The following is a 6,864-nucleotide window of genomic DNA, read 5'->3' on the forward strand; positions in this document are numbered from 1 at the left end:
AAGTCCGGTGGCGCGGTATCGGGGGCGAACACGCCCTTGACCACCGAACCTTTGGTCAAAAGCCCCACGGGCAGGGTCAGGGTGTGCGACACCCAACGACGCAACCAGGCCGGGCGTACGGCCAGTGACAGGAACACCAGCGGCAACAGGCGCTGCGGGTGGGTCAGCGGCGCAACCAGGACCAACCCGGACACCGCATGCGGATGATCAAGCGCCAGCGCCAGGGCAATTGCACCGCCAAGGGAATGCCCCAGCACCAGCGGCTTATCCAGGTCGAGGGTCTTGATAAACGCGGCGATTTGGCGGGCCTGGGCCGGCAGGTCTGCCGCCGTGTGTGCGCCCCGGCTGGAATAGCCGGAGCCCGGACGGTCCAGCGTAATCACCCGAAAGCGTTCACGTAATTGCCCGGACAACGCATAGGTGAGGTTGCGACTGCTGCCCATCAGCCCGTGAATCATCACCAGCGGTGGGCCTTTACCTTCTTCGACATAGTGAAAGCGCTCGCCATCGACCTCGACGAAACGCCCGTTGATCGGAACGGTGGTTTCTATACGCCGTGTCATCCAGGCACTCAAGCCCCACAGCAGCGCACTGGCGCCCACCAACACACCCGCAGCAACAACCCATTCAACCGCCATAGCTCGGTCCTCTGCTTCCCTGCTGCTGCTCCCTGACCGGTATTGGTCAAGGCCTCAGCCACCGTCCACACCCTGGACCCGGACTTGCTGCATAACGTGCGCGTCTGTCGGACAAGGCGCACATTGCGAACAAGGTCCTAGCGTAGGCGATATTTTCAGGTAGATTATTTAAAATCTTTTTTAAAATAATTAATTCATTTTTTCTTTGCAATGGTGTTCTATCTAAAAGACAAAACAAAAACAGGAGCACATCTGATGCCCATGAGGGACAGCCTATGAATGCCCACAGTGATTCCATCGACATCGCCATCATCGGTTCAGGTTTTGCCGGCCTGTGCATGGCGATCAAACTCAAGGAAGCCGGGTTTACCGACTTCTTTATCGCCGAGCAGGCCGACACCCTGGGCGGCACCTGGCGTGACAACCACTACCCTGGCTGCGCCTGCGACGTGCAGTCCCATGTGTATTCGTATTCGTTTGCGCCCAACCCCAACTGGACGCGGCAATTTGCGCCACAGGCGGAGATCCGCGCTTACCTTGAGCACTGCGCGCAGCGGTTCGGGCTGGCGCCCTATTTGCGCTTCGGCATGGGCCTGCAACGTGCGGTGTTTGATGAGCAGCAGCAACGCTGGCAACTGAGTTTCAGCGATGGCCGCAAGATTAGCGCGCGGGTGTTGGTGTCGGGCATGGGCGGCCTGTCACGCCCGGCGTTGCCGGATATTCCAGGGCTGGACAGCTTCAAGGGCAAACGCTTTCACTCCCAGCACTGGGATCATGACTATTCGTTGAAAGGCAAGCGCGTGGCGGTGATCGGCACCGGCGCCAGTGCGATCCAGTTCGTGCCGCAGATTGCCCCGCAGGTGGCGCACCTGGACCTGTTCCAGCGCACGCCACCGTGGATCATGCCCAAGCCGGATCGCGAGATTTCAAGGCTCGAACGCTGGGCCTTCAAACACCTGCCGTTTACCCAACGCCTGGTGCGCGGCGCCTTTTACTGGGCGCTGGAAGGCCGCGTGGTGGGCTTTGCCCTGCACCCGCGGCTGATGAAGATGGTGCAGAAGATCGCCCTGCGCCACTTGCGCAAACAGGTGGCGCGCCCTTCCCTGCGCAAAACCCTGACGCCGGACTACACCATCGGCTGCAAGCGCGTGTTGATCTCCAATGACTACTACCCGGCGCTGTCACGCAGCAATGTCGAGGTGGTCACCGACACGGTGCTGCGCATCGAAGCCGATGGCGTGATCACCAGCGACGGCATCAAGCACCCGGCCGACTGCCTGATTTTCGGCACCGGCTTCCAGGCCACCGACCCGCTGCCCCGCGACTGCATCATCGGTCGCGACGGTGTCGACCTGATGGACGCCTGGCGCGACGGCGCCCACGCCTATAAAGGTACGACGGTGCCGGGTTATCCCAACCTGTTCCTGATTGTCGGGCCTAACACGGGCCTGGGGCATAACTCGATGATTCTGATGATCGAGGCCCAGGTCGCCTACATCCTCGATGCGCTCAAGCACATGCAGCACCAGCGCATTGCCACGGTCGAGGTCAAACCCGCCGTCGAGCAGGCTTACAACCAACAGTTGCAGGACAAGCTCAAGCACACCATCTGGAACACCGGTGGTTGCCAAAGTTGGTACCTGGACCCGCGCACCGGCAAAAACACCACGCTATGGCCCGGCTCAACCTGGCGTTTCAAGCAAGTCACCCGGCACTTTGCCCTCAAGGACTACCTCGCCAACCCGTTGCCGGCCTCCGCGCCGCGCGCGGTTGTGGCCCCGCAACCCACTGCAGAAGGCAGCCTGTCATGAAGTCATTCAATGGCCGCGTGGCGGCAATCACCGGCGCAGCCTCCGGCATGGGCCGTGCCCTGGCCCTCGCGTTGGCGCGCGAAGGTTGCCACCTGGCGCTTTCGGACAAGAACAGCCAAGGCTTGGAACACACCCTCGCGCTGATCAAGTCTTCAACCTTGTCGCCGATCATGATCACCACCCACGTCGTCGATGTGGCCGACCGCCAGGCCGTGCAAGACTGGGCCGCACGCTGCGCGGCCGAGCATGGCCAGGTCAACCTGATCTTCAACAATGCCGGCGTGGCGCTGTCGAGCACCGTCGAGGGTGTGGACTATGCCGACCTTGAGTGGATCGTCGGCATCAACTTCTGGGGCGTGGTGCATGGCACCAAGGCGTTTCTGCCGCACCTCAAAGCCAGCGGCGAAGGGCATGTGATCAATACTTCCAGCGTGTTCGGCCTGTTTGCCCAGCCGGGCATGAGCGGTTACAACGCGACCAAGTTTGCCGTGCGCGGCTTTACCGAATCCCTGCGCCAGGAGCTCGACCTGCAAGGCTGCGGTGTGTCCGCCACCTGCGTACACCCCGGCGGCATTCGCACCGATATCTGCCGCAGCAGCCGTATCGACGCGAACATGACCGGCTTTCTGATTCACAGCGAGCAACAGGCCCGCGCCGACTTCGAAAAACTCTTCATCACCGACGCCGACCAGGCCGCCAAGGTGATTTTGCACGCCGTGCGCAAGAACAAGCGCCGCGTGCTGATCGGTCGCGACGCGTATTTTCTCGACCTGCTCGCCCGGTGCCTGCCGGCGGCCTATCAGGCCCTGGTGGTGTTCGCCAGCAAGCGTATGGCGCCCAAACCGCGCACGCCGGTGTTCGAAACCAACGACGAAACCCGTCTCTGAACAGGAGCACGCACCATGCTGCCGATCCGTCGCGATATCCGTTTTGCCTTGCCTGCCGAGCGCATTAAGGACTGGCACGAACAAGGCCCGTTCATCACGCACTTTTTCAACGCGTTGTCGCTGCTGTTTCCCCAGGGCGAGCTGTTTTTCATGGACAGCGTGCGCCACTACCGCCAGCGCATCGACGACCCGGCGTTGAAGAAAGAAATCCAGGGGTTTATCGGCCAGGAAGCCATGCACAGCCGCGAACACGTGGCCTACAACGATCACTTGCAAGCGGCCGGTCTGCCGGCGCACACCCTCGACAAGCGCCTGAAGTTCTTCCTCGACCTGCAGAAGAAACACCTGCCACCGTCGTTCAACCTGGCGGTGACCATCGCCCTGGAACACTACACGGCGATGCTCGCGGAAATCCTGCTCAGCGACCCGTCGCGTTTTGGCGAGTCACTCAAGGGCTACCAGCAGATGTGGTACTGGCACGCCCTCGAAGAAACCGAGCACAAGGCCGTCGCGTTCGATGTGTGGAACACCGTGATCAAGCCTGGGCCGATGCGCTATCTGTTGCGCACCGGCACCATGTTGACCACCACGCTGCTGTTCTGGCTGGTCGTGTTTGATTTCCATGTGCGCCTGCTGTTGGCCGACCGCAAAGCCGGTGGGCACCTGAAGGGGTTCTGGCGCATGCTCAAGTTTCTATACGGGCCCAAGGGCGTGTTCCCACGCATGCTGCGGCCGTGGTTGCACTATTTCAAACCGGGCTTTCACCCCTGGGACCATGACAACCGTGCACGCCTGGCGGGTATCGACGACCTGGTCGAAGCGATTGAACAAACCCGGCGCGAATACGCGTCCGCCCACGCTTAAGCCTGAGCCGCCGCACGCCTGCGGACAAAGCCCGGTAGCAGGTCGCCGGGCAGCGCCTTGCTGAAATACCAGCCCTGGATAAACAGCTCGGTGCCGGTATTCAAAAAGGCCAACTGCTCGGCGGTCTCCACGCCCTCGACCACCACGCCCAGGTTCAGCGCCTCACAAAAGCGCAACATGCCGGTCAACACCTGGGCGCCTTTGGGGTCGCGCTGGGCCACCACGAAACTGCGGTCGATCTTGATAAAGTCCACCGGAAACTGATGCAGGTAACTCAAGGCCGAAAACCCGGTGCCGAAGTCATCGATATACACCTTGGCGCCGATCGCCTGGAGCCTCTGGATGGTCTGGCGGGTGGCCTGGACATCACCCACCAATGCATCTTCGGTGATTTCCACCGAGATCTGGCCACAGGCCTGGGCGAGGATCTCCACCAGGCGCTCGCCATAGCCTGCGTGAGTGAGCGTGGCGCTGGAAATATTGATGGTCATGGGCAAGGCAAAGCCGATCTTTTGCCACTTCTGATATTGGCGCACGGCCTGGGACGCCACCCACAGATCAACATCCGGCATCAACCGCGCCTGGGCCAGCCATTGCAGGAACTCCCAGGGTGAATGCACCGTGCCCTGGCTGTCCCGCGCGCGCATCAGCGCCTCACAGCCGGTGCACAGGCCGGTGCGGGTCGAGACTTGCGGCTGGAATTCCAGGTAGAACTCGTAATCGCTGATCTGCTGGATACGGCTCAATTCGACTGCCTGACGGGCGGCCGCCTTGTGGGACGCCAACACCGGGTCCAATTCCAGCAGGCGGCCTTTCTCTTCGAGGCCACGGAAGGTCATGTCCAACGACTTGAGGTACACCGTGCCACCCTCACTGGACTGGCGATGAATCGCGCGCACATACGGCGCATACACCAACGTGCCCAGCCCCAACAGCACCACTTGCAGCACCACCGCCGCCACGTCGCCGTGAGTGCTGAGGTAGGCATTGAGCAGCACTGGCGCGGTAAATGGCACGCTGGCCACTGCCGGCGATACCCAGCCCAACTGCACCACCGTCAATGCCAGCAGGGTGTTGAACGCCGGCACCAGCAGAAACGGGATAAACAAGCGTGGGTTAAGGATGATCGGCAGGCCGAACAACAGCACTTCGCTGACATTGAACAACGACAGCGGCAGACTGGCCATTGCCAGCAAACGCATGGTTTGGCTTTTGGAAAACAACAGGATCGCCAGCAGCAAACACAACGCCCCGCCCGACCCACCGATAAACGCGAAAGAACCGAGCAGGCCACTGTTGAGCAGGTACTTGACCGGTTCACCCGCCGCCAGCGCGGCGCCATTGAGCACTACGGCCTGGTCCAGTACATCAAACAGCGGCTGCATGGCGTACACACCGTGAATGCCGAAAAACCACAGCAGCGAATTCATCAAGGTCACAAACAATCCGCTGCCATACGGCGTTTGCAATGCATCCAGTACCTGCGGCCCCTGTAGTTGCGCCACATAGGGAATCTGCAACATCAACGACAACACCACCACCAGCAACAGCGCTGTAATCGCGCCGGGCACCACCATGTTGATGGTGCCGCGCAGGTTGTGGCCCACCAAGTCTTCGTTGACCAGCCGCGTCCAGCGGAAACGGTGCAGCCAGGCGATCGTCGGCACATTCAACAGCGGCGAAGCGATGGCGATAAACAATACAAACGTCGCCGATGCTCGCGGGTAGTCGCGCAATACAAAGGTGGCGATAACCACGTGGGCCAGGCACAAAAATGCCACTGGCAATTGTGGCAGCCGGTGCTGGATGGCGAGCATGTAGCCAATCGATGCCGCCACCAGCAGCGGGATCACCGAGCTGATCTGGTTATGCAACCCCGACAGAAAGGCCACCACCTGCGGATCGAAGCCCAGCACCTTGGCGCATTCAGCCAAGATCAGGAAACCGGCAGACACCAGCAGGCACGGCAGGATCCACAGCAAGCCTTCACGGATGGCGCGCAATGATTCGGTACTGGCCAAGGCCGCCAGGCGTTGGGTGAGGAAAAGTTTGAACAGCGTTTGCGCCATGCCCCGTCCCTCTGCCCGTATCGCTTTCTGCCCATGCTTGGCAGTGCCCAAAAATCCCATGTAACGCTACACGGCCACCTACCGGTAGCGAAAGGCTTTTGCCGCACTACAATTAATTATTCAGAATTAATTTCAGATTGCGCGGTGTATCGGGGCCGTCAGGTCAGCCCTCAAACCCGTTTTCTCGATGCCCAGGCCAGCGACCCTGCCCGCCTACGTGACGATTGCCCGCCAGCTGATTGCAAAGCCTTGTGCGTGACCCCATCTATTCACTTCATCCCATCAGGAGTAAGCCCTTGTCAGAACCCGGTGATAACCACCAGCGCGCCCTGGACCGTTTCTTGAATGAACATCCCCAGGTGGCGACGCAACTGGATACCCTCAACCCTCTGGCCGCCCAAGCCAAAGGCGAAACCCTCGCGCAGTATCGCGCCGAGCGCTTGCATGAAGCTTTCGAGGCCGAGGCTGAGCGCCAGAATCTGTTTGCCTGGGAGCTGACGCTCAAGTTGACGGCCGAGTCGGCTGAAACTTTTGAGGCTCAGCGCCTGGAAGTGCATAAAGAAGTCGCCCAGATGGCGGGGTTGGCGTGGGCAGA

6 protein-coding genes are annotated in these 6,864 nt (G+C 60.8%); 4 read left to right on the plus strand and 2 right to left on the minus strand.

Features of this window, described 5'->3' with window-relative positions; genetic code table 11:
* A partial coding sequence (locus FEM54_RS20460) for an alpha/beta fold hydrolase (protein WP_138452710.1) occupies positions 1-638 on the minus strand: 638 nt, incomplete at its 3' end.
* A 275-nt stretch (positions 639-913) separates the two neighbouring features.
* Here FEM54_RS20460 and FEM54_RS20465 point away from each other — a divergent pair.
* Genes FEM54_RS20465 through FEM54_RS20475 form a run of 3 tightly spaced genes read left to right on the plus strand, consistent with a single transcriptional unit; the run spans position 914 to position 4,200 of the window.
* Positions 914-2,449 carry a flavin-containing monooxygenase gene (locus tag FEM54_RS20465; protein WP_138452712.1) on the plus strand — a complete coding sequence of 512 codons (1,536 nt, stop codon included), beginning with the start codon at positions 914-916 and terminating at the stop codon, positions 2,447-2,449.
* Positions 2,446-3,336, plus strand: coding sequence for an SDR family NAD(P)-dependent oxidoreductase (locus FEM54_RS20470; protein ID WP_017136814.1), 891 nt, complete (start codon positions 2,446-2,448; stop codon positions 3,334-3,336). The genes FEM54_RS20465 and FEM54_RS20470 overlap by 4 nt, the downstream gene beginning before the upstream one ends.
* A gap of 15 nt (positions 3,337-3,351) precedes the next feature.
* Positions 3,352-4,200 carry a metal-dependent hydrolase gene (locus FEM54_RS20475; protein ID WP_099547831.1) on the plus strand — a complete coding sequence of 283 codons (849 nt, stop codon included), beginning with the start codon at positions 3,352-3,354 and terminating at the stop codon, positions 4,198-4,200.
* Here the strand turns inward: FEM54_RS20475 and FEM54_RS20480 are convergent.
* Positions 4,197-6,269 (minus strand): EAL domain-containing protein, encoded by a 2,073-nt coding sequence (locus tag FEM54_RS20480; RefSeq protein WP_017136816.1) that lies wholly within the window; start codon positions 6,267-6,269, stop codon positions 4,197-4,199. The two genes, FEM54_RS20475 and FEM54_RS20480, sit on opposite strands and share 4 nt — an antisense overlap.
* Before the next feature lie 296 nt (positions 6,270-6,565).
* On the opposite strand from FEM54_RS20480, the gene FEM54_RS20485 reads away from it, so the two are divergent.
* The coding region (locus FEM54_RS20485; RefSeq protein WP_138452714.1) for a DUF6388 family protein at positions 6,566-6,864 on the plus strand (299 nt) is incomplete at its 3' end.

Origin of the sequence: Pseudomonas edaphica, assembly GCF_005863185.1 — a bacterium.
In the GTDB taxonomy this organism is placed as follows: Bacteria; Pseudomonadota; Gammaproteobacteria; order Pseudomonadales; family Pseudomonadaceae; genus Aquipseudomonas; species Aquipseudomonas edaphica.

What these genes read in the sequence shown, in the direction of transcription:
- FEM54_RS20465 (WP_138452712.1), top strand. Translation starts at nt 914, where the DNA reads ATGAATGCCCACAGTGATTCCATCGACATCGCCATCATCGGTTCAGGT.
- FEM54_RS20480 (WP_017136816.1), bottom strand. Translation starts at nt 6,269, where the DNA reads ATGGCGCAAACGCTGTTCAAACTTTTCCTCACCCAACGCCTGGCGGCC.
- FEM54_RS20475 (WP_099547831.1), top strand. Translation starts at nt 3,352, where the DNA reads ATGCTGCCGATCCGTCGCGATATCCGTTTTGCCTTGCCTGCCGAGCGC.
- FEM54_RS20470 (WP_017136814.1), top strand. Translation starts at nt 2,446, where the DNA reads ATGAAGTCATTCAATGGCCGCGTGGCGGCAATCACCGGCGCAGCCTCC.